Annotated in this window: 21 protein-coding genes; 15 read left to right on the top strand and 6 right to left on the bottom strand. The window is 27.0% G+C overall.

Annotated elements, in window-relative coordinates; translation table 11 throughout:
• The first annotated feature begins 219 nt into the window (after positions 1-219).
• The 3 genes from Q1X91_RS06460 to Q1X91_RS06450 all read left to right on the top strand — a co-directional run bounded on the left by Q1X91_RS06460 (position 220) and on the right by Q1X91_RS06450 (position 3,970).
• Entirely contained in the window at positions 220-1,533 is a 1,314-nt protein-coding gene (locus Q1X91_RS06460) for an MATE family efflux transporter (RefSeq protein WP_300754710.1), read from the top strand.
• A 78-nt stretch (positions 1,534-1,611) separates the two neighbouring features.
• Positions 1,612-2,415 carry an SDR family NAD(P)-dependent oxidoreductase gene (locus Q1X91_RS06455; RefSeq protein WP_300754708.1) on the top strand — a complete coding sequence of 268 codons (804 nt, stop codon included), beginning with the start codon at positions 1,612-1,614 and terminating at the stop codon, positions 2,413-2,415.
• Positions 2,416-2,509: 94 nt separating this feature from the next.
• Positions 2,510-3,970, top strand: coding sequence for a radical SAM protein (locus tag Q1X91_RS06450; protein ID WP_300754705.1), 1,461 nt, complete (start codon positions 2,510-2,512; stop codon positions 3,968-3,970).
• Between the two features lie 87 nt (positions 3,971-4,057).
• On the opposite strand, the gene Q1X91_RS06445 is transcribed toward Q1X91_RS06450, so the two are convergent.
• Positions 4,058-5,047 carry an ABC transporter substrate-binding protein gene (locus Q1X91_RS06445; RefSeq protein WP_300754702.1) on the bottom strand — a complete coding sequence of 330 codons (990 nt, stop codon included), beginning with the start codon at positions 5,045-5,047 and terminating at the stop codon, positions 4,058-4,060.
• Between the two features lie 183 nt (positions 5,048-5,230).
• On the opposite strand from Q1X91_RS06445, the gene Q1X91_RS06440 reads away from it, so the two are divergent.
• Positions 5,231-6,268, top strand: a complete 1,038-nt coding sequence (locus Q1X91_RS06440) for a glycosyltransferase family 9 protein (protein WP_300754699.1) — start codon at positions 5,231-5,233, stop codon at positions 6,266-6,268.
• Between the two features lie 8 nt (positions 6,269-6,276).
• Here Q1X91_RS06440 and Q1X91_RS06435 read toward each other — a convergent pair whose 3' ends face one another.
• The gene (locus Q1X91_RS06435) at positions 6,277-7,344 is read right to left on the bottom strand and encodes a metallophosphoesterase (RefSeq protein WP_300754698.1); all 1,068 of its coding nucleotides are present in this window, start codon (positions 7,342-7,344) and stop codon (positions 6,277-6,279) included.
• A gap of 582 nt (positions 7,345-7,926) precedes the next feature.
• Between Q1X91_RS06435 and Q1X91_RS06430 the strand changes: the two genes are divergently transcribed.
• The 6 genes from Q1X91_RS06430 (at position 7,927) to Q1X91_RS06405 (ending at position 15,491) form a co-directional block, all read left to right on the top strand.
• Complete coding sequence (locus tag Q1X91_RS06430) at positions 7,927-9,633, top strand: hypothetical protein (protein WP_300754695.1); 1,707 nt, start codon at positions 7,927-7,929, stop codon at positions 9,631-9,633.
• Positions 9,634-9,711: 78 nt separating this feature from the next.
• Positions 9,712-10,389 (top strand): transcriptional regulator, encoded by a 678-nt coding sequence (locus Q1X91_RS06425; protein WP_300754693.1) that lies wholly within the window; start codon positions 9,712-9,714, stop codon positions 10,387-10,389.
• A gap of 210 nt (positions 10,390-10,599) precedes the next feature.
• Positions 10,600-12,198: a hypothetical protein gene (locus tag Q1X91_RS06420; protein ID WP_300754690.1), complete on the top strand. Its 1,599-nt coding sequence runs from the start codon at positions 10,600-10,602 to the stop codon at positions 12,196-12,198.
• Positions 12,199-12,309: 111 nt separating this feature from the next.
• Positions 12,310-12,867, top strand: coding sequence for an adenylate kinase (locus Q1X91_RS06415; protein WP_013113050.1), 558 nt, complete (start codon positions 12,310-12,312; stop codon positions 12,865-12,867).
• 193 nt (positions 12,868-13,060) lie between these two features.
• The gene (nusB, locus tag Q1X91_RS06410; protein WP_300754687.1) at positions 13,061-13,624 is read left to right on the top strand and encodes a transcription antitermination factor NusB; all 564 of its coding nucleotides are present in this window, start codon (positions 13,061-13,063) and stop codon (positions 13,622-13,624) included.
• The gene (locus Q1X91_RS06405; protein WP_300754684.1) at positions 13,596-15,491 is read left to right on the top strand and encodes a tetratricopeptide repeat protein; all 1,896 of its coding nucleotides are present in this window, start codon (positions 13,596-13,598) and stop codon (positions 15,489-15,491) included. The genes nusB and Q1X91_RS06405 overlap by 29 nt, the downstream gene beginning before the upstream one ends.
• Positions 15,492-15,623: 132 nt before the next feature.
• Here the strand turns inward: Q1X91_RS06405 and Q1X91_RS06400 are convergent, their stop codons facing one another.
• The gene (locus Q1X91_RS06400) at positions 15,624-17,525 is read right to left on the bottom strand and encodes a hypothetical protein (RefSeq protein WP_300754681.1); all 1,902 of its coding nucleotides are present in this window, start codon (positions 17,523-17,525) and stop codon (positions 15,624-15,626) included.
• An 8-nt stretch (positions 17,526-17,533) separates the two neighbouring features.
• Entirely contained in the window at positions 17,534-18,463 is a 930-nt protein-coding gene (locus Q1X91_RS06395; protein ID WP_300754678.1) for a glycosyltransferase family 2 protein, read from the bottom strand.
• Positions 18,464-18,646: 183 nt separating this feature from the next.
• On the opposite strand from Q1X91_RS06395, the gene Q1X91_RS06390 reads away from it, so the two are divergent.
• The 3 genes from Q1X91_RS06390 (at position 18,647) to Q1X91_RS06380 (ending at position 21,447) form a co-directional block, all read left to right on the top strand.
• Entirely contained in the window at positions 18,647-19,204 is a 558-nt protein-coding gene (locus Q1X91_RS06390; protein ID WP_020003576.1) for a carboxymuconolactone decarboxylase family protein, read from the top strand.
• 148 nt (positions 19,205-19,352) lie between these two features.
• Positions 19,353-20,192: a glycosyltransferase gene (locus Q1X91_RS06385; RefSeq protein ID WP_300754674.1), complete on the top strand. Its 840-nt coding sequence runs from the start codon at positions 19,353-19,355 to the stop codon at positions 20,190-20,192.
• A complete protein-coding gene (locus tag Q1X91_RS06380; protein WP_300754671.1) occupies positions 20,173-21,447 on the top strand; it encodes a hypothetical protein in 1,275 nt (424 codons plus the stop codon). The genes Q1X91_RS06385 and Q1X91_RS06380 overlap by 20 nt, the downstream gene beginning before the upstream one ends.
• On the opposite strand, the gene Q1X91_RS06375 is transcribed toward Q1X91_RS06380, so the two are convergent.
• On the bottom strand, positions 21,448-22,029 hold the full coding sequence (locus Q1X91_RS06375; protein ID WP_300754668.1) for a phosphoglycerate mutase family protein: 582 nt from the start codon (positions 22,027-22,029) through the stop codon (positions 21,448-21,450). It abuts the gene before it with no gap.
• Between the two features lie 44 nt (positions 22,030-22,073).
• On the bottom strand, positions 22,074-22,829 hold the full coding sequence (locus tag Q1X91_RS06370; protein ID WP_300754666.1) for a hypothetical protein: 756 nt from the start codon (positions 22,827-22,829) through the stop codon (positions 22,074-22,076).
• A 217-nt stretch (positions 22,830-23,046) separates the two neighbouring features.
• On the opposite strand from Q1X91_RS06370, the gene Q1X91_RS06365 reads away from it, so the two are divergent.
• Positions 23,047-23,880 carry a class I SAM-dependent methyltransferase gene (locus Q1X91_RS06365; RefSeq protein ID WP_300754663.1) on the top strand — a complete coding sequence of 278 codons (834 nt, stop codon included), beginning with the start codon at positions 23,047-23,049 and terminating at the stop codon, positions 23,878-23,880.
• A 183-nt stretch (positions 23,881-24,063) separates the two neighbouring features.
• Positions 24,064-24,344: hypothetical protein (locus Q1X91_RS06360; protein WP_300754660.1), on the top strand; the 281-nt coding region annotated here is incomplete at its 3' end.

Genomic DNA, 24,344 nt, shown 5'->3' with positions numbered 1-24,344 from the left:
TTTGTGCCAACAAAAGAACTGGGGTGTGGGGCAAAGCCCCACAAATATCAAAATTTAAAAAATTTATTTTTTGACAAACTATATTTGTTTAGGTATATAGTATAATGTACTTAAGTTCATCGTAGGACTTATTGGAAATAGAAAATACCAAAGGTTGGATAAGATGTCTAATTATTAGATTTCTTTTCCAGCCTTTTATTTTTTGTAAGGGTTTGTTTTATGGATATTCTTAAGACTGATGTAAAAAAAATATTTTTTAAATACTTGTATGCAAGTTTCGGAAGTGCTTTAATAGCAGCAATTTATTCTATAGTTGATGTTGCTATGGTTGGTCATTATGAAGGTGATAATGGGGCGGCTGCTTTGGCTATATTTGCTCCTATATGGAATATAATATACAGTATTGGTCTATTATTTGGTATAGGAGGTTCTGTTATTTTTAGTAAGGCAAGAGGTTCGGGAGAGCATGAAAAATCAAATATTTTCTTTACTTCTTCATTCATTGCTTTGTCAATAGTTATATTTATAGTTTGGATTTTATCTATAGTATTTGAAGATAATATACTTTATTTTTTTGGGGCTGATGATGTACTTTTAAGATTAGCCAAAATATATTTTCTTCCTATAAAGATAATTCTTCCTTTATTTTCATTCAGTCAATTTTTTGCTGCATATCTTAGAAATGATAATGCCCCTATGAAGGCAACTATTGCCGTTATGGCTGGAGGTATATTTAATATATTCGGTGATTACTTTTTTGTATTTGTATGTGATATGGGTATATTCGGTGCTGGTCTTGCTACTGCTATAGGACAGGTTCTCACTGCTTCAATTTTAATATCTCATCTATTTACAAAAAAGAATACTTTAAAATTTGTAAAAGTAAATAAATTATTTTCACTATCAAAAAATATTGTATCAATTGGTTTTTCTACGTTTTTTATCGATATAGCAATGGGAATACTTGCTTTAATGTTTAATAATCAGATAATGAAATATTTTAACTCTTCTGCATTGGCAGTGTACTCTGTTATAATCAATATTAATATATTAGTTCAGTCATCAGCTTATGCAATAGGACAAGCATCACAGCCTATAATATCTGCTAATTTGGGTGCAGGCAATATGAATAGAATAAAATCAGCAGTAAAATACGGTATACTCACAGCTTTAATATTGGCTATAGTTTCTACCTTTTTTACATACTTTAATACTGACTTCTTAATGAAAGCATTTATGAAGCCTTCAGATGAAGCTTTGAGTATATCAAAAAATATTATGAGAGCTTATTTTATATCATTTTTAATACTTCCATTCAATATATATGCAACATACTATTTTCAGGCTATAATGAAACCAACTGTATCATTTATAATAGCAGTATTGAGAGGACTTATAATAAGCGGTATTTTAATATTTGTAATGCCTTTAATATTTGAAAAAGAAAGCATATGGTATGTTATGCCTATTACAGAAGTTTTAACTTTTATAGTAACATCAGTATTTTTTATAAAATATAGAACTTCAAAATAATTATATATTTTATAGAAATAATTATTAAATAGAATATAATTAGTTAGCATAAACATTATGAAAAGGAGATTTAAGTAAATGAAACTTTTAGATAAAAAAATAGCATTAGTAACATCAGCAACCAGAGGTATAGGTTTAGCATGTTCAAAGAAACTAGCTGAAAATGGTGCAAAGGTTTATTTAGCTGTGAGAAGACTTGATGCTGGTAAAAAAATAGCCGATGAAATCATAAAAAACGGAGGAGAAGCTGATACAGTATATTTTGATGCTTCTAAAGAAGAAACTTTTACTTCTATGATTGAAGAGACAGTAAAAAAAGAAAATAGAATAGATATACTAGTTAATAATTTCGGTACTACTGATATTAATAAAGATTTTGATTTAATTAACGGTGATACTGATGCATTTTTTAATATAGTTAATGAAAACTTAAAAAGTGTTTATCTTCCTTCAAAGGCTGCTGTTAAGCATATGCTTAATACAGGAGGAGGAAGCATAATTAATATTTCTTCTGTAGGAGGTATATTTCCAGATATGTCAAGACTAGCATACGGCATATCAAAATCGGCAATCAATTTTCTTACAAAAAATATTGCTGTTCAGTATGCAAGACAAAATATAAGATGCAATGCCGTACTTCCGGGGTTTGTTGCAACTGATGCTGCTATGGAGAATATGTCAGAAGATTTTTTAAAATTGTTTTTGAAAAATGTTCCATTAAACAGACCAGCAGAGCCTGAAGATATTGCTAATGCTGTACTTTTCTTTGCAAGCGATTATTCATCATTTATAACAGGCGAAACTATGCCTGTAGCCGGAGGATTTGGACTTCCTTCGCCTATGTACAGTCAGTATATGGATATGGGCGGAAAGAAAGGATAATATTTTTTTACATTATGAACTTATTTACATTTTTACTTATTAAAGTATAATAACTTTTTAATATTTAGTAATTTAGTAAAAAGGCAATTAATTTATGAATAACAAAATAAATAAGATATATATAGGCTATCCTCCATTTGAAAGCGACAGAGGAGTGGCATTATTATCCCAAAACAGACAGTTTCAATGGTTTAAAAGCCCAACATATATTTACCCAGTAGTGCCTGCAACTGCAGCAACTATGATAAAAAATTCAGGATATGATGTAGACTTTGTTGATGCCATTGCTAGAAATATGACGACAGAACAATGGTATAAATATTTAGATGAGAAAACTCCAGACTTATTATTTTTTGAGATAAAAACTCCAGTTGTATATAAAGCTTGGAAAATAGTTAATGACTTGAAAGCTAAATACCAAAATATGATAGTGGTTATTGCAGGAGACCATGTTACTGCTATGCCTGAAGAGACTATGAATAACTGCAAAGTTGACTATTTGTTAATGGGCGGGGATTATGATTTTCTTCTTTTGAACTTAATAGAATATTTAAATGGAAAAGCACAGCTAGAAAAAGGTATATATTATAGAGAAAATAATAATATAAAAAATACAGGATTTTTTGAATTAAGACATGATTTAAAAAGCCTTCCATTTATAGACAGAGATTTGACTGAGTGGCAGAGATACGCTTATGATAACGGCAACTTCAAAAGAATACCTGGTACTTATATAATGGCTGGAAGAGACTGCTGGCATCATAGATGTACTTTCTGCTCTTGGACTGGTATATATACAAATTTCCGTGCTAGAACCGCTGAAAATGTGGTTGATGAGGTAGAGTTTCTTTATAATAAATATAATATTAGAGAGATAATGGACGATACAGGCTGTTTTCCAGTAAAAAAATGGCTTAATGATTTTTGCAATTTTATGATAGACAAAAAGCTAAATAAAAAAGTTAATATAGACTGCAATATGCGTTTCGGAGCATGTAATGAAGATGAGTACAGACTTATGAAAAAAGCGGGATTTAGATTTTTATTATTTGGTTTGGAATCAGCAAGTCAGAATACATTAGACAGGCTTAAAAAAGGAAATAAAGTTGAAGAAATCCTTCCGTCTTGTAAGGCGGCATCAGATGCAGGACTTTCTCCTCATGTAACTGTAATGCTTGGATATCCTTGGGAAACTGAAGAGGATATTGAGAAAACTTATGAGCTTACTAAAAAACTCCTTATTAAAGGCTATGCTAAAACTATGCAGGCTACAATAATAATTCCGTATCCGGGAACAGAGTTATTTAATCAATGTAAAAAAGAAAATTGGCTTACTACAGAAAATTGGGAAGATTATGATATGCGTAAAGCTATAATGAAAACTGATGTAGGAGAAGAGAAAATAAAAGAATGGGTACAAAAACTTTATAATCTTAGCTTTACTCCGCAGTTTTTGATGCATAAGGTATTATCTATAAGAGATTTGGACGATATTAAATATTATTTAAGGGCTTTCAAAAAAGTATCATCTGGACACTTAAAAGATTTTGCTTAATAGTTTTTTATTTTTACAAAAATAGACCTGCAGTATTAAACTGCAGGTTTTGTGTTATGTAGTATCTAAAAAATATGGAACTTGTTTTTAATTCATATATATATTATTAGGAATAGTAATCCCTAATTTATTTATCATATTTGTATTTACAACAAAATTGCAGCTGTCAACTGTTTCAAGAGGTATGTTTTTTATATCTTTAATGCCTTCCAAAACTTCTATTGCTTTTTTAGCAGTAAGAACTCCCATATCGTAATAATTAACCGAATATGTTACAGTGCCTCCTATTTTTGTCATACCAGCATCAGCACATATAACTGGAAGTTTTTCGCTTTCTTCTATCATAGCCACGTTTGCCATACTGTTTGCTATGATATTATCAGTAGGAGAAAATATAGCATCAACTTTATCTGAAGCACTTATCATCATCTGCTGTATTTCATTTGCATTTGCAACTGTCAAATCTATATATTCAAGTCCTAGTGAATCCAATTTCTCTTTTGCTAATTTTATTTGATATAATGAATTAATTTCGCTTGAACAGTATAAAAGTCCTATTTTTTTTGCATTAGGAAGTAATGTATGCATGAGTTCTATTTGTCTTTCTATAGGAGGAAGATTTATTGTGCCTGTTACATTTACATTAGGTTTATTAAGATTAGTTACTAATTTCGCACCTATTGGGTCTCCTATACCCGAAGCTATTATTGGTATGTCTTTGGTGAGATTTACAGCCGACTGAGCTGCAGGAGTTCCTATTGCTATTATAATATCGCTTTTATCGTTAACGAATTTTTGTGCTATAGTATTACAGTTTGCTTGATCCCCTTGAGCATTTTTATAGTCTATTACTATTTTTTTATTGCTGTTATTATAGTATTTATTAAGCTCATCTTCTATTCCCTTATATATTAAATCTAATGCATCATGCTCTATCATTTGGCTTATACCTATCTTTATTACCTTATCATTTGAGGCGTTTGTCTTTTTATAATTTTCATGCCTGCTTATACCGAATGCTCCTACTAATACAAATATTACTATTAATATAAAAATTATAATATGATTTTTTTTCATTGTCATTTCCTTTATTAAAAATATTTAAGTATATAATTACTTTATGTAGTAATATTACTGTATAAAGTAATATTTGTCAATACTGTTTGTAGTAATTTTTTCTATATTTTATAATTTTTTATTGATATATTATAAAATTATTATATGATTATGATATTATAATAAAGCAGGCTATATGATTTTATGAAAATACTCTTAATAAAACAAACTTCTTTAGGCGATGTTCTCCATATGACACCTGTTATAAGGGCATTGAAGAAATGGAAGTCAGACTGTCAAATTGATGTAGTAACAGATAAAAGAGCATTAGGTATATTAGAGAATAATCCTTATATAAATAAATTATATGTTTTGGATATATACAGATATGAAAATGAAATATTTAAATCTCCTTTATTATTTTTTTCTACGATAAGAGAGTTTATTTCTCATATATCTGAAGTAAGAAAAGAACATTATGATATAGCTATGGATTTGCAGGGACTTGAGAGAAGCATAATATTTTTATATTTATGCCACGCTAAAAAGAAATATGCAAAGGGTAAGTGGTTTGGAGTAAAAAGTAATTATTATAAGGATATAAATGCTATAGAAGGACTTATATCTTTTTTGAAGTTTATTGATTGCCCAGATGACGGTACTGATTTGGACTATTTTTTACCTGATACCATAGAAGCAGATTTTAATAAAAAAATAGAACATATAAAGTACAGCGTAAACAGTAATTTTAATATAGATAATGAGTATATAGTTTTTTCACCATTTTCGAGATGGGATACTAAAGATTTATCAGTGAATAAATCAAGAGAAATAATAAAAGAGATACAAAAATTAAAAGATATACAAATAATAGTTTCAGCTACATCAGATTATGATAAAGAATGTTTGGAAATAGTTAAAGGATTTGATAATGTTTTAAATAGTTCTGGGCTTTTTAATTTACCAGAATTAGCATATTTAATAAAAAAATCAAAGGGAATGGTTACAGTAGATTCATTTCCAATGCATACAGGTTGTGCATTTCAAAAACCATTAATAGCAGTATTCGGTCCTACAAGCGAGGTACGTGTCGGACCTATAGCAAAAAACTCTGAAACTATAAGAGTTGAAAATTTAGAATGTGCCAGATGCTATAAAAGAAAAAACTGTCCTAATAATCATATATGCATAGAAAATATTGATGCAAAACTTCTTGCTGAAAGATTAATAAAAAAAATATAGAGTTTATATCATCTTTTATTTTGCAAAGCAGAATATATTTTTTCTATTCCTATACGTTTGGCAATTTCTACTATCTCTAGGTCTTCTTCACTATTAGTAGCAAATTCATGTTCTTCTGCTATAGCTAAAAACTCTTTTATTATGCTTTCATTGTAGGCATTTTCAAGCAGGAATAACTCTTTAGTTTTTATATTAATGTCACGTACATATTTTGAATATTTATTTTTTATGCTGTTTATTTTTTCTTCAAGCTCATTTTCATCTTCAGCTATTCCGTATATATTAATATCTATAATATCTTTTATATTCCATTCAGAGGCTTTTTGTTCTAAATTTGATATGTTATAAATATTGCTTTCATATACTCTGTATTCGCCTGCATTTTTTATATTGATAAAACTTTTATTTATAGAGTTGTTTTTTATATCAATAGCCAAACATCTCCTTTCCCCCATTTCTGATTTTGTTCTTCTCCATACTCTTGCAGAACCTGTGTATATTATTTCTATATTTTCAATATTAACTTCCATTTGTTTGTGAATATGCCCTACTACAGCAATATTAGGCTCTATTTTTTTTATTATATCTATGGGTATGCTTGCCGCCTCTTCATTTTCTTCTATAGCCCATAATGTTCCTTCTACTATACCATGTGCTATTACTATCCTGTTGTCAGCATTTAGATTTTCTATTTTTTTATTTAATTCATTATCTATAATATATTTTTCACTATATGGAAGTGCTATAATATCTAAATTATCTATATTAAAAAAACTTATATCTTCTATTACTATTAAATTATCAGGAAACTTTAATTTATTTAATGTTATGCCTTTTGATTTTAGGTTTTCATGATTGCCTTTAAGTAAGTATACATTTTTATCATAGCTTTCTATTTTTTTTGAGAATGTATCTTTTAATTCCTGCAAATCTTCAAATGTATTAAAAGTATCTCCAAGTAAAAGAAGTGCATCATAATTTTTTGCTTGTTCTAATATTTCATCTAATACTGAAAGCGAGTATTCTTTTTCCTGAAGGCTTAAATGCAGGTCGCTTGATATTAATAATTTAGGCATAATGAAATTTCTCTTTTTTAATTTAATATAAATAATATTTTTCAAAACTGTATTTTTGTATTATAATATACTGAAAATTTTTAAGTTTGTCAATTTTTTTATTCAACTTTTTCCTGCCGCAAAAAGTTGCAAAAAGTGCAAGTCTAAAAATAATGGTAAATAGTACTAATTATGTTTTATATGTAGAATATATTATTAAATTTAGCCTTAAATATAGTCTTTTTGGTTCTTTGTGCCAATACCACAGGCACTTCCTACGGTCGCAAAAGAACTGTGGTGTTACGTAGCATGCAGATCGGTGGGCAAAGCCCCGCAAATATCAAAATTTAAAAAATTTATTTTTTGATAAATTACATTTGTTTAGGTATATATTAATTAATCAATATACTTAATTTCAAAACTATTTTTTATTTATTTTTTAAAAATTAATAATCAAAAAAATACAAAATTTTTACGGATATTTTTTTATTTATACGTATTAATAATTGAAACGATAATTTTATAATCAAAGGTTATTGTATTTATATACAGAATATATTTATTAAAGAATTTTACTATTTTTTAAAAATAGGGGCTATACTTATGAAAAATAGATTGTATTTAATATTGTTTTTACTAATTTTTATAATAGTTTTGATAGTTTCATGTAAGGGGATTAATATTTTAAGCCCTATACATATACCGCCGCCAACTGACTTTAGATTGCCTGAAGACACAATACCAAGTCATGTAGATGTTAATCCAGTGCCTGCTAAAGACGGAGAAGTTTTCGGAAGTTTTAGAAGAAAGTTTAAATATCAAGGCAAATGGTATATATTGGCTGACTATATGTATGATTATGACCCTAAAAGCAAAACATTAAATAAAAAAGCAGAAGATATAATACTTCAAATAGATGAGAGCAAAAATATAGTAGTTTATGATAAAGACAGTAAAGGATATGATGATTTATTAAGAATGAATGTAATAGAAGAAAATAGAGTTTTATATGAATATTATGATTATGGAAGTTATTCATATTCTTCAAGTTATTTTACTACTACAGACTGTAAAGACGAAAAAAGAACTCATACATTTCGCACAGGCATAACTTTTAATAATGAGATAAGAACATCATCAGATTTAATAAATTGGACAACAGAGGGTTCTGATGATAATGTTTATAGAGCTTTTCCTTTAATTAGTACAGATCCTAATTCTAGCTTTCAAGGAAGATTTGGTGTTAGTGGTTATAAAATTGCTGAGTTTAAAGATTATATATATTTAATAGGTTTAGAAGAAGATTTTAATGAGCAAAATCCAAGCGGATGCCGAAATGAAACTCAGGGACCATTTACAACAAGTAAAAATGTTTATTATAGAATAGATAAAAATAAAGATACTTCTATAGGTGCTAATTGGGAGAAGATTAATACGCCTTGGGGACAAAGAAGCAGGCTTAGTATTCGCTATGATGAAAATAAAATATATGTTACAAAAGGTGAAAGGGTATATTATGAATTGGGTAATCCTTACTGGAATTATAAAACTCAGTCTTTTGAAAATGATAATACTATATGGTCAACTACTGACGGCGTAAATTGGCAAGTAGAGCCTAATTCTTCAGCTTATGATAATGCTGATTCGGTATATTCTCGTGATCAATATGTTGGAGGAGATTTACCATATATTCAAAATAAGATAAAAACTCCTGAAGAACCTAATTGGATAAAACTTGATAATGGAAGATATTATAAATCTGACAATTCTCCTTATTCAACTTATACAATAAATAAGAAAACTTATTATGTTCCTATACCTCCTTATGAAGAAATAAGAGCTGCTTATGACAGCGGGCAGGAATATTTTACTATTACAGAGGCTCATATAAAAAGTGCTGGGCTTAATCAGTTTTTAACCAAGGATAAAGAGCCGAATAAAGATGAAGATTGGACAGTTATCACTCCTATAGATTATACAGATAAATTAATGGTATGGCAGAGCGGAGGCGAAAAAGTAATGCTTAATATTAATAATAAGGCAGTGCAGCTTGTGGACTATACTCAAATAGAAGCTATGTACAATACTATTAAAGATTATTCTATTGTAATAAATGATTTAAGAAAAACAGCAAAAGAATTGAGAGATGGAACTTATTGGAGTGATTTTGCCAATGATTATATAAAAGATGTACTTCTTGGTATGCATTATGATGCTAGGGCTGATATGCTTGAGCTTTTGAAAAGCAACAGAGAATATATTATGCCCGATGAGGCTGTTACGCATTATACTGTGGAGTTTAAATATTAATAAAATTTTATATATTGAAATTTAATTTATATAGTAGTATCATCAGTCTAATAATATTTTTAGTTTTAGAGGCTGATTATGGATAAGGAATATGCTAAACATTTGATGGGAATATATAAAGATAAAGTTCTTCATGAGAGAATGAAAAGAAGACTTGAATATTTTGAGAGGGTTTTTAAAAGAGATAATGATAAAAGACTTTTTGCTGAACTTGCATTTTGTATATGTACGCCTCAGACAAAGGCTAGAAGCGGGGCTGCTGCTATAATTGATTTGTATAATAATAATTTGCTTTTCAAAGGAAGTACTGAAAAAGTAGCTAATATACTTATTAAGCATGTAAGATTTCATAATATGAAGGCTGAAAATATAGTGCTTGCCAGAAAGATTTATTTTCCTAATGAAAAGTTTGTATTAAAAGACAGAATCAATGAAGCTTTAAAAAATGATACTATGGTAGAATTAAGAAATGAGCTTGCTAAAGAAGTTAAAGGATATGGACTTAAAGAGGCTAGTCATTTTCTTAGAAATATAGGTTTCGGACAAAAAATCGCCATACTTGACAGACATATAATGCGTGTAATGGATAAGCTGAGCATTCTGCCTGAAGGTATGACGCCTAAAACAAGCCTTACAAAAAATAATTATCTAAGCTGTGAATCAAATCTAGTTGAATATTCAAAAAGCGAAAAAATACCTATGGAATATTTGGACTTTGTATTTTGGTATGATGCTACTAATGATATTTTTAAATAATTATATTTTATCAAGATGAATTTTTATTTTGATATATGCAGTTTTAAAAAGCTAATTTATAAACTATATTTAATTACTAAAATAATCAGTAAAATAGTCTTACTTCAAGTCTAATCTATTGATATTTATAAAGCCAAATTATAAAATAGCTGCTATTGATAAAAGATATTTTTTAATATAGAATTAATAATAAAAACAAAAATGGAATATATGTATAGAAAAGAAATTATCAAATTATTATTAATATTATTATTTGCATCAGTACCGCTCTGCCCATTTGGAGGAAAACCAATAAAAATAGAGGAAGTAAGACCATACTATACAACTTCAGAAACTGCAAAAATAGATATCTATATATATACAAATATAAGCGATAATACAAACTACAATTATATTACATTTGCTGTAGCAGATGCAATAGCCAATCAGTTAGAATATAATAAAACAATAAGACTCCAGTCTGAAACAAATTATACAATTACCCCCATAGACTTTGAAAGAGCATATGATTATAAAGTATTCCAATTTACAAATATAACATACACAAGCAGACAAGAAGGAACAAATATTACTATAATAACAAATTATGAATATACAACTTATACCAACTGGGGAGAGGTACGAAGCAATGTAAAATTAATAACACCTGAAACTAAAGGATTTGTACTTCAGACTAATGAAATGATATTTGACTACAACGGAACTAATGTAATACTAAAAGGTACTAATGATTTTATTCAAAAAGTAGATATAGGAAAAAACTATTATGAATATTTCGGAGATGACATAAAAAAATATGTATTTACTAGAAACTCTGATATAGCAATATTCGGAACTGTTGAATATAAAAGACCCAATATTAATGTAGTAACATATGTAGCATATATCAAAGATAGAAAGATAACTTCATATTCCATGACAGTACCTGAAGCGAGAATAGATGAACAAGTTCCAAATTATGCTTTAGAAATAGCAAATAGAATAAGCTATTTAGATAAAACAGGAATTATAGCAATAGATGTAAGCCCTCCTGACTCTTTTGTTTATGTTGATGACATATTTGTAGGAAAAAGCGGCGATACATTATATGTTCCAGCACTTACAACAAACAGCCATAGGTTTACTATCAAAAAAGAAGCTTATGAAACTATAGATACTATGCTTTCATTTGAAAATCCTAATGAAAATATACTCCTTCAATTCACATTAGACGAACTTACAAATGCTGCCAGAGTACAGATAAATATACCGGGAGAAGAAGAAAGTTCAGTAGTTATAAATGGTATAAAAGAAACACCAACTAATGTAATAAATAGATATTTTGGCTTTGGTACATATTCTCTAAAAATAACAAATACAAACTATATAGATTATTACGGTACATTTACTGTAGACAGCACCAATTCTCTTAATCTTACCCCAAATATGAAAAAATTTAAAGAACCTACATTGGCTGATAAAATATTTAAAAATTATGAAAGAAACACAAAAATATTTTTCGGACTAACTATAGCCAGTGCCATATTTTCAATAGGTACTTATGTATATGCAGGTGAAATATTAGATTCTACAATGGTAAAATACTATAATCAATATCAAAATGTTGCTAACCGACCAGAAGTAGATTTAAGAACATATAATACTGCTATGAATATATATATAGCAGGAATGGTGCTTACTGGGGCATTTGCACTAACTACTGGTATATATTATATGCTTTGGATAAATGAAAGCAACTTTGCTGTAGAGGAATTATCATTTAACGCAGGATACAGCGGAGCAAATATAATGTATTCATGGCGGTGGTAACAATATTCATCATATAAAAAATCAATAAATAACATTATTTTTTAAAATAAATTTGACAAAAATGTATTATTTACTATACTACTAATAATAATGCTTTTTAGGAGTTGTAATATGCTTAATATAATTTTTATAGGAGCTCCCGGCGTAGGTAAAGGAACTCAATCTGCTTTAATAGAAAAAGATTATTCTATAGCACATATTGCTACAGGTGATATGCTAAGAGAAAATATTTCTAATGGTACAGAACTAGGTAAAACCGCAAAATCTTATATGGATAAGGGTGAATTAGTACCAGATAGTTTGGTTATTGATATGCTTAAAGCAAGAATAACCAAAGATGATTGTAAAAACGGTTTTATGCTCGATGGATTTCCTAGAACTATGGAACAGGCAAAAGAATTATCATCTATACTTGACAGCCTAAATTATAAAATAAGTGCTGTTATAGATATATTTGCTTCTGAAGAGATAATAATAGACAGACTTTTAAAAAGAGGCCGTGCAGATGATAATGAAGAAACTATAAAAAACAGATTAAAAGTATTTGAAAGTCAAAGTAAACCTGTGCTTGATTATTATAACGGCAAAGCAAAAATAATAAAAATAGAAAGTGTAGGAACACCAGAAGAAGTATATGCTAGAATAAAAAAAGAATTAGATTCACTGTAAGATATAATTATTTAATTGTTAAGGCTGTAGTTTTAGACTATAGCCTTTTTTATTTTAAAAAACATCTATTATTTACACTAATTTTTTAATAAATAAAAATATTAGGCAAAATCATTTTTATAATATATATTCCGAAAATCTTTAAAAAGATTAAAAATATAGAAGAAAATTATTAATTTATAGGTTTATAAATATGTCTGAAGAAAAAGAGATAAAAAATATTGACAACACAGAAAATACAAACGAAGAAGAGGTTTCAGATAATGCTCCTAGAAAAGCAGTAAAAAAGAAAATGATAGTTAAATCCAAAAACAAAGAAAATATTAAAGACTTGGATTTATCTTCCTACGGAGCCAGAAGACAGGCAAGAATATATGCTGTAATGTCTTTATATTCTTATGAAATTAATGAAAGAAAAATAAGTATAAATGATATTTTAGATTTTGATTATGATAAAAAAATACCTGAAAATATATTTGCATTTACAAGAAATTTAGTGGAAGGAACTATAAAAAATTTAGAGAGAATAGACAGCTTAATAGAAAAATATTCTAACAACTGGGACATAAAGAGAATACAATATGTAGACAAATCTATTATCAGAATGTCTATATATTCTTTAATATTTTTAAAAGACATACCTAAATCTGTAGTTATAGATGAGGCAGTCGAAATCGCTAAAATGTTTAGTGATAAAGATTCTTATAAATTTGTTAATGGGATTTTAGATGGTATACAGGAAGAAGACATACAATAGAAGACTAGCTAAATATAAAAATCTTCAAATGGTGGTTTTTATATTATGTATAGGTGCTTTAGGTTTTATAGCTATAATATCATTAAATGTAGCAATAATGCAGGGTAAAGTAAGGTTAACCTCTCAGGCTGCTGATGATTACACTTTGGCAAAAGAATACTATAAAAATAAAGACTACAATAAAGCTAAATCTATACTAAAAAAAGAAATAAGTACAACTATAGACCCTAAAAAACAGTATGAAGCAAATATACTGCTTGGTCAAATATATAATGAAACTGAAGATTATGATAATGCTATAAAAATATTTAATACTATGACAAATTCATTGTATTTAGATGAAAAACTTAAACATAATCTAGGAATATCATATTTAGAAAAAGAGATGTATGATGAAGCCTTAACTTCATTAGAAACTTCATTATCTATAAACAGCAATTATATACCTAGCCTTCTTACTTTGGGACGTTTTTATATGGAAAGAAACTTGCCTCGTTTGGCAAAGGGATATTATGAAAGAGTATTATCTTTGGAAGAAAGCGATGAAGCATTATTTTATGTTGGTTTAATAGCACTTAATGAAGGTTTTCAGAGTGTTGCTTATGATACTTTAAGTAAATTAGTACGAAGAAGCAAAGGTGAATATGCCGATAAAGCTGCTACAATACTTGGAGATATTTATGTAATATCTGGAGATACTGACAGTGCTATAGAAATGTATTTAAAAAGTTTAGTTAATTCTGATACTAAGCCAGACTCTATACGAAGACTTGTAAAAATATATGAGCAGGTTGAAGATTATGACGGCATAAAAAAAGTATATGAACAAATACTGGAGCAAAACCCTAATGATATTGATACTATACTTGCTTTGGGTGAATTATACGAAAAAGAAAATGCCTATGACAGAGCCATTAAATATTATTTGAAATTAACAAAAATGAAAGATTATACCAATACTTATGAAGCTACTGGACTTCTTGCTAATGCATACTATAAAGGAAGTATGTTAAAAGAAGCAGAGGCTAATTATAAAAAAATTATAATGGCTGACAATAAAGATGATCTCTATAAAACTGCATTAGAGAGACTTGGAGATATAACATACAGACAAAAAGATTTTTTACCTTCTCTTAAATATTATCAGGAAATATACAAAATAGAAACTAATAATGCTATATTTATGCCTAGACTTGGTGAGTTGGAATTATACTATGGTAATTCTGACAGAGGCATTAAATTATTAAAAGATTCTATTGCTGAAGAGGTAGGTAATGCCTTTCCAAGCAGAACGCTTGCTATTTATTATGAAAGCATAGGAAATAATAATGAGGCATTAAATTATTATAATTATACACTTTCAAAATATCCTAAAGACAGAGAAAGTATATACAGAGCTGGAATGCTTTACTATAAAACTAAAGATTATGAAAAATCAAAAGAATCTTTGCTTATAGCAGCAAATGATGAAAACAATACAACATTAGTAAGAGAAAATGCTTGGATAACATTAGCTACTATGATGGAAGAGATACGCTCTTATAATGATGCTACAGCTTATTACAGACAGCTTGTAGAAATGTCTCCTAGTGTAGAAAATTACATGCTTTATGGGTCTTTCTCTTATAGAAGGCTTCAATATAATGATGCTATATATGCTTATAATGAGGCTTTAAACTCTGCATCATCAAAGAGAGATTTATTTGATATTAATTTAGCTTTGGGTAAATGTTATTATAGAATGAATGAGCTTGATAATGCAGAAGAAAGCTATAGAAATGCATTAAGCTATAACGGCAGCGATTCTCAGGCTAAAGACGGTTTGAGACAGGTTTTGACAAAAAAAGAACTGATGTATAATAATTGATTCTAAGATAATTAGTTTTAGAAGGTTAAATATTTTAATCCTACAATCTTTTAATAAGGGGCTTTATTAATTATTTATTATTATTAAATATTAATAAAGCCTCTTATTTTTTGAATCATCAATATTTCAATATTAAGCATTTTTTCTATATACAAAATAATATATAATATTTATAACTATAAGTACAGCTAATAAAGCAAAAACAACTATATGTGAATAAAGAGAAATATCATTAGCTGTATAAAATATTTTAGGAAGCTTCCAATCTACTTTTTTAAATGAAGCAAATTTTTCCAAATCATCTTTTTGTTCTAAAGTAAACCCTGTAAATTGTTTATAATTATCATCAAAAAATATTAAACTGTTTGGGTGTGTAAAATTATAATGATTATCATTTGTTTTATATATAGAACCTTCTTCTTTAGGCTCAAAAGTCTCAAGTACGTAACCGTATATAGGCTCATAAGGAAATCTTGAAGAATACAAATTTGAAGAATTATTACTAATAAATTGCTCTAATAATTTTTGTCTGTATTTATCATCTTGTTCATTAAATGATAATATACTATCTACACTATAATGATTATTACTTCCTAAATTATTAATTTTATCCCAAACCTCCATACCTATTTTAATATTAATATTATGAAATCCATTATCATTATTAAATGTATCTGCATGTTTATATAAAAAGAAAATAACTGCATATATATTTAATAACAGCAATAATATTACAGTTTTTTTATCAGAGAACAATTTATACCTATTCAATAAATATGATAAAAATATAGAAAAAGGAATTATTAATACAGAAGATATCCTTAAATATAAATTCATTTTCTTTAAAAAAGGAAATAAACTATTAATGATACCTTTATCATAGTGAATATCAAAAACTAAATAAAACCAAATTATAAATAGTATAATTCTAAATTTATCAATTTTTGTTAAATTAATTAAGTTATCTTTAATATTTTTCCTATTAATGATAAGTATTGCTATTATCATAGGAATCATAATAAAAGGCAGAGATAGGTCTTTTTCTAAAATACCAGAATATCTAATATTAAAAAATATATTTAATAAAAAGAATTTTTCAAAAAAAGATACAACAGATAAAATAAAATCATAATAAATTACTTCAAATATTTTATAAAAAGGAACATTATCAACCATAAGTTTACCCCTATCTATTTTTGAAGCCAAAATAAATATGGGAATAAGCCTTGATAAACTTAAAATAAAAGATAATAATACAGAAAGTATTACAGCTATACATTTTTTTACAAAATTAAAATCCAGTTTAAAAAATATTACAGCAGCACCCAATAATACAAAACAAGTATAGAAAAATATTGTGTGAATTGCACCTCCAAATATCATAGCAGAAAAAATTAAAGCACCAGATAATATTCTAATAATAAAACTAAATCTTAACTTTGATATAGTATTAGAAAAAAATATAAAAACAATAAATGCAGTTAGCGGGTGATATATAAATGTCCAATGACCTGCTTTAAGGTGATAAATATAATAACCAGTGCAGGAAAAAAATACAGCACCTGTTAAAGAACTAATAAAATTAAAATTAAAATCCTTTTTAAGAAGAACATATACCGACATAAAACCAATAATAGAGAACAAAAAAGTAAGTACATTATAACTATACCAAAAAGGCATAATTAAAGTAAGAAAATACAAAGGCGAATATTGATGCCAATTAGGATTAGCATAACTCAAAAGCCCGCCTCCAAATAAAGGAGAAGCCCATTCTATATCAAGTCCATTATTCTGATAATACAAAAACATACTCATAGCCCTAGCCTCTATCTGGGCATAATCATGACCTATATAAGGATAATTGCTATTTAAAAGTATAATCTGTGATACTGATGAAGTTAAACAAAATAATATTAAAATAAATGTTTCTTTTTTATTATTCAAAGATATATAAAAAATATCTTTATCTGATTTAATTATATACACAAATGAAACTATAAATAATATAGTTATTATATAAAATAATATTATCATAGTACTTCCTATTTTATATTTTTTTTAATAATATATTCAGGTCTTTTTTTGATTTCATTAAATATATTGGCTAAATACTCACTAATAACAGACAGTGAAATTAGCTGAAAACCGCCCATAAAAAGAATTGTAATTATAATAGAAGCCCAACCTTTCACTAGAACCTCTGGATTAAATAAATATAAATAAAATACTCTTATAGAAAAAGCTATAGCAATAAATATAGCTAGTATGCCTAAAAACAATGATATTCTTAAAGGCCTAACAGAAAATGATAAAATTCCAGTAAGAGCTAATCTAAGCATTTTTTTAAAAGTATATTTTGTGTGTCCTGCTGCCCTTGCCTCTCTTTCATATTCAAAGGCCCTCTGTTCAAATCCAGTCCAGCTTATTAAACCTCTTATGTATTTGGGATTTTCGCTAAAAGATTTATACGCTTCTATAACATTTTTATCTATAAGTCTAAAATCTCCAGTATCTACTGGGAACTTTACTTCTGATAATAAATTTATCAAACGGTAAAACAATGAGGCTGTAAATTTCTTAAATATACTCTCTCCCTTCCTTAAAACTCTTTTACCATAAATAATAGGAGTTTTAGTTTTCTCATATTCTTTTATCATATCTGGTATAATTTCTGGAGGGTCTTGTAAGTCGGCATCTATTATTACAGCTATATCCCCTTTAGAGTTATGTATTCCGCAGCTTACAGCAGCCTGATGTCCGAAGTTTCTTGAAAAAGAAAAAAGTTTTACTCTGCTGTCTTTTTTATTTAATTCTTCTATTATTTGTTCCGTTTTATCTTTACTTCCATCATCTATAAAAATAAATTCACATTCATGATTTGGTAATATTTTTGAAACATTATTTATTCTTTCATAAAGAGTATTTAAAACTTCTTCTTCATTATAGCATGGTATTATTATACTAATCTTCATAAATAATAAATACCTTTATCTGATTTCATGAATATTCCTTAAAATCATAATGTATGTAATATACATTATAATAATATAAATTTCAATATTTTTTACTAAATAAAGTATTTATATTATTACAATTTATGTTATACTATACAAAGTATTTTATCTAAAATTCAATTTTAAAGGAGTATTTAATTTATGGCTAGAGTCAAATTTATGGAATATGAAGAAGCCCAAGGTAAAGTAAAAGAGGCTTTCGATTATCAATTAAAAAAAAGCGGCAATGTTACAAATATGAAAAAAGCACTATTAAATGACTATGCAACTTATGAAGCATTTATGGGCTGGTACACTTCTTTTGACAGATTGGTAGAAGTAGTTGGTAAAAGAGCAGCTATGATACTAGCACATTCTGTTTCTACTACTAACGGCTGTATGCTTTGTTCTTTATTCTTTATAAGAGATTTAAAAGCTATAGGAGAAGACCCTAAAAATCTTAAACTAGATGAAAAAGAACAGTTATTATCACAATTAGGTATGCAAATGGTAAAAGATCCTAACGGAGTAACTGATGAACTAATTAACAATCTTAAAAAACATTTTAATGATTCTGAAATAGTTACTATAGTAGGTTTTGCAGCTCAGATGATGGCAACTAATAATTTTAATGCTGTATTAAAAATAGATTTAGATGAATCTTTAGTACCTATACAAGGCGAGTTTGAAAAAGAAACTTGGAGAGCTAAAAATAATTAATCATTAGTAATAATTAATAATTAAAAACAAGGGGAAATAAAACCTCTTGTTTTTTTATTTATAAAATAATTAAAACATCATTAAATAGCATTGTTATTTTTTTATTATTAATATAATATAAAAACACTAAAATATTGGTAAATAATAAATGGTAAGCATTATAATAACAACAAAAAACTCTGAAAACTTTATTGCTGACTGCGTCAATGCAGTAAAAAACTCAAATTATAAAGATACAGAAATAATATTAGTAGATAATAGCTCATCAGATAAAACAGTAGAAATAGCAAAGTCATTAGGGGCAAAAACTTTTATTAAAGGTCCAGAACGTTCTGCTCAAAGAAATTACGGAGCTGAAATGTCCAAAGGAGAAATAATAGGTTTTTTAGATGTAGATATGACTTTATCAGAAAATGTTATTGCAGAATGTTTGGAGATTTTTGAAAATAATAAAAATGTTAATGCTTTATATATACCAGAGAAAATATACGGAAAAAATTTTTTTAACAGAGTAAGAAGTTTTGAGCGTTCATTTTATGATGCTACTGTAATAGATGCTGTACGTTTCTTTAGAAGAGAGGCTTTTATAAAAATAGGAGGCTTTGACTTAAACTTAAACGGCACTGAAGATTGGGATATTGACAGACGAATAAAACAAATAGGAGAAGTATCTATAATAAAATCTCCTTTATACCATCATGAAAATCATACATTAAAACAATATATAATTAAAAAAAGCTACTATGCCTCAAACTTTGATAACTACTTCAGAAAATGGGGGCATGACGAAACCACTAAAAAACAGTTTGGTATGTTCTACCGATATATAGGTGTGTACATAGAAAATGGCAAATGGAAAAAACTATTAGCCCACCCTATTTACTCAATATCTATGTACTTTTTAAGATTTTTAATAGGAATTGTTTATATACTTTCAAAATTTAATGTTTCAAAAAAAGAAAATGTTTATGATAAAAATGATAGTTAATAATAAAAAATTATTAATAATACTTTCTATAGCTGCAGTTATAATAGGAATAGTTTTAAGATTTTATATATACAATAAAACAATTATTGGCAAACCTCCAAGACTAGATGAACAATACCAATTTTATCAAACAGAAAAACACATAAAAGAAAAAAGATTCCCTGTTTCAGGAGTATTTCTGAATACTCCTGAAACTTATGATAATGAAGAAAATGCAAGAGTACCGGGCGGATATTTTTATTTAGTATATATAGTAAAATATTTAATTGGGGGGCAAACTTATGAAGGAGCAAGGCTTGTTAATTTAATTACATCTATATTAGTAAGCATTATATTTTTTGTTTGGATTTATAAAAGATTTTCATTAACTACATTCAGCATAATGCTTATTCTTATGTCTGTAAATGTTTATTTTATAAATGCTGGAAATAATATATATAATCCTCATAATCCTTTAATATTATCTTTTATATTTTTACCTGTGTTATATGAATATTTATATAATGATAAAAAGTTTATATATGCTGTATTATTATTTCCAATATTAGCTCTATCAGCACAATGTCATTTTTCAAATTTCTTTTCTATAATACCATCTTTAATAGTGTTTTTAATAATAAGATGGAAAAAAGATACCAGAAAAAATATAATACCTTTAGCTATAGGAGTATTTATATCATTTCTAACATATCTGCCTTACTTAATATATCAATTTCAAAATCACTTTGAAAGTTTATCAAAAATATTGGGAAGAAAATCTGAGTTAAGCAGTCATTATGTAATACAGCCGCCTCAAATATATTCTATACTTCTTTTTACTACAAATGAAGGAGGATCTAAATATGTAAATGGATTAAAAGATATTATAAATTCATACTTTGGTAAAAATCCATTATATACTTTTACATTTATATTTTATGTACTTTCATTTATATTTGCATTAATAGCATTAATCTATGCATATAAACATTTCTTTACTAAAAAAATGCTTACAGACAATGATAGAAAAACAAATTCATTAAAAGAACTTTTATTTTTTTATATGGTTTACATCATTTCAACAATAGCATTTTATATGATTTGCGGTATTGCAGGAGGAGGACGTCCGCATTATTTTTATTCATCATTTACACTTGGATTTGTACCAATAATATATTTTATAGAAAATATAAGATATACAAAACCTAAATATATTAATTATATTTGTATATACGCTCTTTTAAATATGATAGCAATTATAATTTACAGAATATAATTAAAAATCTATTATGCCGCTAAATGACTGTTTATCTCTCCATTTGATAAACTCTTCAAATGTTTGAACATTATCTTTAAGTACAGCCTTATAATATTCTATACCCATTATCTTTATATCATCTGGAGTCTCATATTTTAGTTTAAGTATTATATTTCTTTTTTCTTCTGTAAGCATATTTATTACATCATCAGAAACTTTTTCAAAATACCCGTCATAATAAGAGGCTTCTAATATATGAATAATATCTATCTGCCAAATTTCATTATTATCATCTCTATAAAACAAATGCCATTCTATACAATGCTCATCTGTATCTATTAAATTAGTATATGTTGCTTTTTCTATTTTTTTATTTTTAGATATTTTTGATACAGAAAAAAAACTTTTCTCTATATCGAGAGAAGAAGTATATACATGAAAATCTATATCCTTATTTTTCATTAAAAGCCCCATCTTTAGAGAACCTACTAGATTTACCCTTGCTCCAATAGATTTAAAAGAATTTTCTATATCAAGCTCTTTTATAATATCAAATGCTTTTTTTTGATTATTTAATGAAATATTTATAATATTATTCATATATTAATCCTAGATGAATTTATATAAAATTAATTAAAGATAATCTATTTTGTACTAGGTCCGAATTTTAATCCTACCTGAAGTCCAACATCAAAACTAGAATATGATACCTCATCAAGAACTAATCTATTTCCGCTAATAGCTCCATCTATAGTGTATATATTAGGCTCTAAACCGAAATCATATCCTAAATATAATCCTATATTAAATGCCATTTTCTGAGTAAAAAATATAGAATAATCAAAAGTAACTTTAATATAAGGCATTAAAGCTTTTTCATACAATCTTTTTATATCATCTGAACTTAGTTTAGTATTGTTCTCAAGTAATGAAGTTTTTGTATGTATATTTCCAGATAAAGGAATTTTTACTCCGCCTCCAATACCTATAGCAAAGTTTTGAATATTAAACTTAGGAAGAACACCAAACTGCAAACTTTCAAAAGAATATGAATAAGAATTATTTTTATCTAATCTGCTTATATAAGAATAAGTATCATGACTATATCCTATTTCACCGAGTATACTTAATCCCATACTGTCTGTAAATTTAATCATATATCCAAGCTGTGCAGAAACTCCAATATCAAAGCCAATACCGCCATTTCTAGCAAATGAACTGCGTATAGCTCCTCCGCTTATAGCGTCCATTCTCTCGGCATAATCACTTAACTCATACTCATAAACTCCTATGCTCATGCCAACAGGTACATTCAATATAAACTCAAATCCGCCGCTAATTGCAAATGATGCAGATGATGTAAATACAAACATCATAATAGAAAGTATTATTTTTCTCATAAATTGAACTCCGCTCGTATTTTTATGTAATATTAAAAATTTAACACTAAAAGTAAAATTATCAATAGAAAAATATTATATTTATGATATTTTTTTACAAATATATATTATTTATACAAAAAAAACTTACCTTTTGTATAAAACTATAAATTACATAATCCTTGACAAATTAGAATTTTATTGTATAAAATTATGGATATAAATAGAGGAATCAAAAATGAAAAAAGGTAAAAAGTCTGAAATAAAAAAATTGAGAGTAAAAACACATAAAAATCTGCTATTAGTAAAAAGCGACAGTGAAGAAGATAAAAAAAAGCTTGAAATAATAAGAGACATACTAATAAATGCTGATAATAAAGATAAATCAGACTTGCATAACTATTTTCTTAATAATAAAGGAGAAGCAATATTCAAACATCTTCCTTTTTTTGATATATACGAAAGACATTTTTCTAAATACAGAGGAAAAGACATTAACATGATGGAAATAGGTGTTGGAAGCGGTGGAGCTGTGAAGATGTGGAGAGAATATTTTAGAAATAGTAACCCTAATGCCAATGTTAATATATATTCAATAGATAAAAACCCTAAATGCAAACAATTTGAAGGTGACAATATAAAAATATTTATAGGCTCTCAGGACGACAGAGATTTTTTAAATGAAGTAAAGAGTCAAATACCAAAGCTGGACATTCTAATAGATGACGGCGGACACAGAATGAATCAGCAGATAATAACTTTTGAAGAGATGTACGGACATATAAAAGATGACGGTATTTATTTATGCGAGGATGTTTATACTTCATATTGGCCTAATTTTGGAGGCGGTTATAAAAATCCTAATTCATTTATAGAGTATACTAAAAATTTAATAGACTATTTAAATGCATATTGGGCTACTGAAGAAGATGATTTATACCCAAATAGTTTTACTGACAGTGCCTACTCTATTCATTATTATGATGGAATTGTTATCATAGAAAAAAGAAAAAGAGATACAAGATATAATGATATATGTCAGCAGGCAATTATCGGAAAGACTAAGGAATAAAATATTTATAAACCTTATAAGCATTGCATTTTAATATTTTGTAGATATAATTGCATAATCATTAAATAATTATGATGCTAATATGTACTTATTAAATGCCATTATAAAAAAGATAAATGATATACCTAAAAAGGATTTATCATTAGCAAATGAAAGAGCTAAAGAAATAAAGAATTATATAAAATGAAAGAGACAATAAAAAAAAATAATAATAAAGAAACAAATAATCCTATTGGAGGGGATTTCTTTGATTATCTTAAAGAAGAAAATCTTTTAGAAGAATGTTTATCCTTATCATCTAAAGAATTAATAGTTTATCAATTAAAATCTATAATGGAAGAAGAAAACATTTCAAAATCTAATAAAGACTTGTTTCAAAAGTACTTGACAAATAATTTTAATAGTTTATTGTTTTATGCTAAATTATATAATATTAATTATCATGCAAATCGTATGTTTTACAT

It is taken from the genome of uncultured Brachyspira sp. (genome assembly GCF_949287625.1).
GTDB lineage: Bacteria > Spirochaetota > Brachyspiria > Brachyspirales > Brachyspiraceae > Brachyspira.
The sequence above is the reverse complement of the archived record's forward strand: the minus strand, read 5'-3'. Positions and strand labels throughout refer to the sequence as shown.

What these genes read in the sequence shown, in the direction of transcription:
- Q1X91_RS06460 (WP_300754710.1), top strand. Translation starts at nt 220, where the DNA reads ATGGATATTCTTAAGACTGATGTAAAAAAAATATTTTTTAAATACTTG.
- Q1X91_RS06455 (WP_300754708.1), top strand. Translation starts at nt 1,612, where the DNA reads ATGAAACTTTTAGATAAAAAAATAGCATTAGTAACATCAGCAACCAGA.
- Q1X91_RS06450 (WP_300754705.1), top strand. Translation starts at nt 2,510, where the DNA reads ATGAATAACAAAATAAATAAGATATATATAGGCTATCCTCCATTTGAA.
- Q1X91_RS06445 (WP_300754702.1), bottom strand. Translation starts at nt 5,047, where the DNA reads ATGAAAAAAAATCATATTATAATTTTTATATTAATAGTAATATTTGTA.
- Q1X91_RS06440 (WP_300754699.1), top strand. Translation starts at nt 5,231, where the DNA reads ATGAAAATACTCTTAATAAAACAAACTTCTTTAGGCGATGTTCTCCAT.
- Q1X91_RS06435 (WP_300754698.1), bottom strand. Translation starts at nt 7,344, where the DNA reads ATGCCTAAATTATTAATATCAAGCGACCTGCATTTAAGCCTTCAGGAA.
- Q1X91_RS06430 (WP_300754695.1), top strand. Translation starts at nt 7,927, where the DNA reads ATGAAAAATAGATTGTATTTAATATTGTTTTTACTAATTTTTATAATA.
- Q1X91_RS06425 (WP_300754693.1), top strand. Translation starts at nt 9,712, where the DNA reads ATGGATAAGGAATATGCTAAACATTTGATGGGAATATATAAAGATAAA.
- Q1X91_RS06420 (WP_300754690.1), top strand. Translation starts at nt 10,600, where the DNA reads ATGTATAGAAAAGAAATTATCAAATTATTATTAATATTATTATTTGCA.
- Q1X91_RS06415 (WP_013113050.1), top strand. Translation starts at nt 12,310, where the DNA reads ATGCTTAATATAATTTTTATAGGAGCTCCCGGCGTAGGTAAAGGAACT.
- nusB (WP_300754687.1), top strand. Translation starts at nt 13,061, where the DNA reads ATGTCTGAAGAAAAAGAGATAAAAAATATTGACAACACAGAAAATACA.
- Q1X91_RS06405 (WP_300754684.1), top strand. Translation starts at nt 13,596, where the DNA reads ATGGTATACAGGAAGAAGACATACAATAGAAGACTAGCTAAATATAAA.
- Q1X91_RS06400 (WP_300754681.1), bottom strand. Translation starts at nt 17,525, where the DNA reads ATGATAATATTATTTTATATAATAACTATATTATTTATAGTTTCATTT.
- Q1X91_RS06395 (WP_300754678.1), bottom strand. Translation starts at nt 18,463, where the DNA reads ATGAAGATTAGTATAATAATACCATGCTATAATGAAGAAGAAGTTTTA.
- Q1X91_RS06390 (WP_020003576.1), top strand. Translation starts at nt 18,647, where the DNA reads ATGGCTAGAGTCAAATTTATGGAATATGAAGAAGCCCAAGGTAAAGTA.
- Q1X91_RS06385 (WP_300754674.1), top strand. Translation starts at nt 19,353, where the DNA reads ATGGTAAGCATTATAATAACAACAAAAAACTCTGAAAACTTTATTGCT.
- Q1X91_RS06380 (WP_300754671.1), top strand. Translation starts at nt 20,173, where the DNA reads ATGATAAAAATGATAGTTAATAATAAAAAATTATTAATAATACTTTCT.
- Q1X91_RS06375 (WP_300754668.1), bottom strand. Translation starts at nt 22,029, where the DNA reads ATGAATAATATTATAAATATTTCATTAAATAATCAAAAAAAAGCATTT.
- Q1X91_RS06370 (WP_300754666.1), bottom strand. Translation starts at nt 22,829, where the DNA reads ATGAGAAAAATAATACTTTCTATTATGATGTTTGTATTTACATCATCT.
- Q1X91_RS06365 (WP_300754663.1), top strand. Translation starts at nt 23,047, where the DNA reads ATGAAAAAAGGTAAAAAGTCTGAAATAAAAAAATTGAGAGTAAAAACA.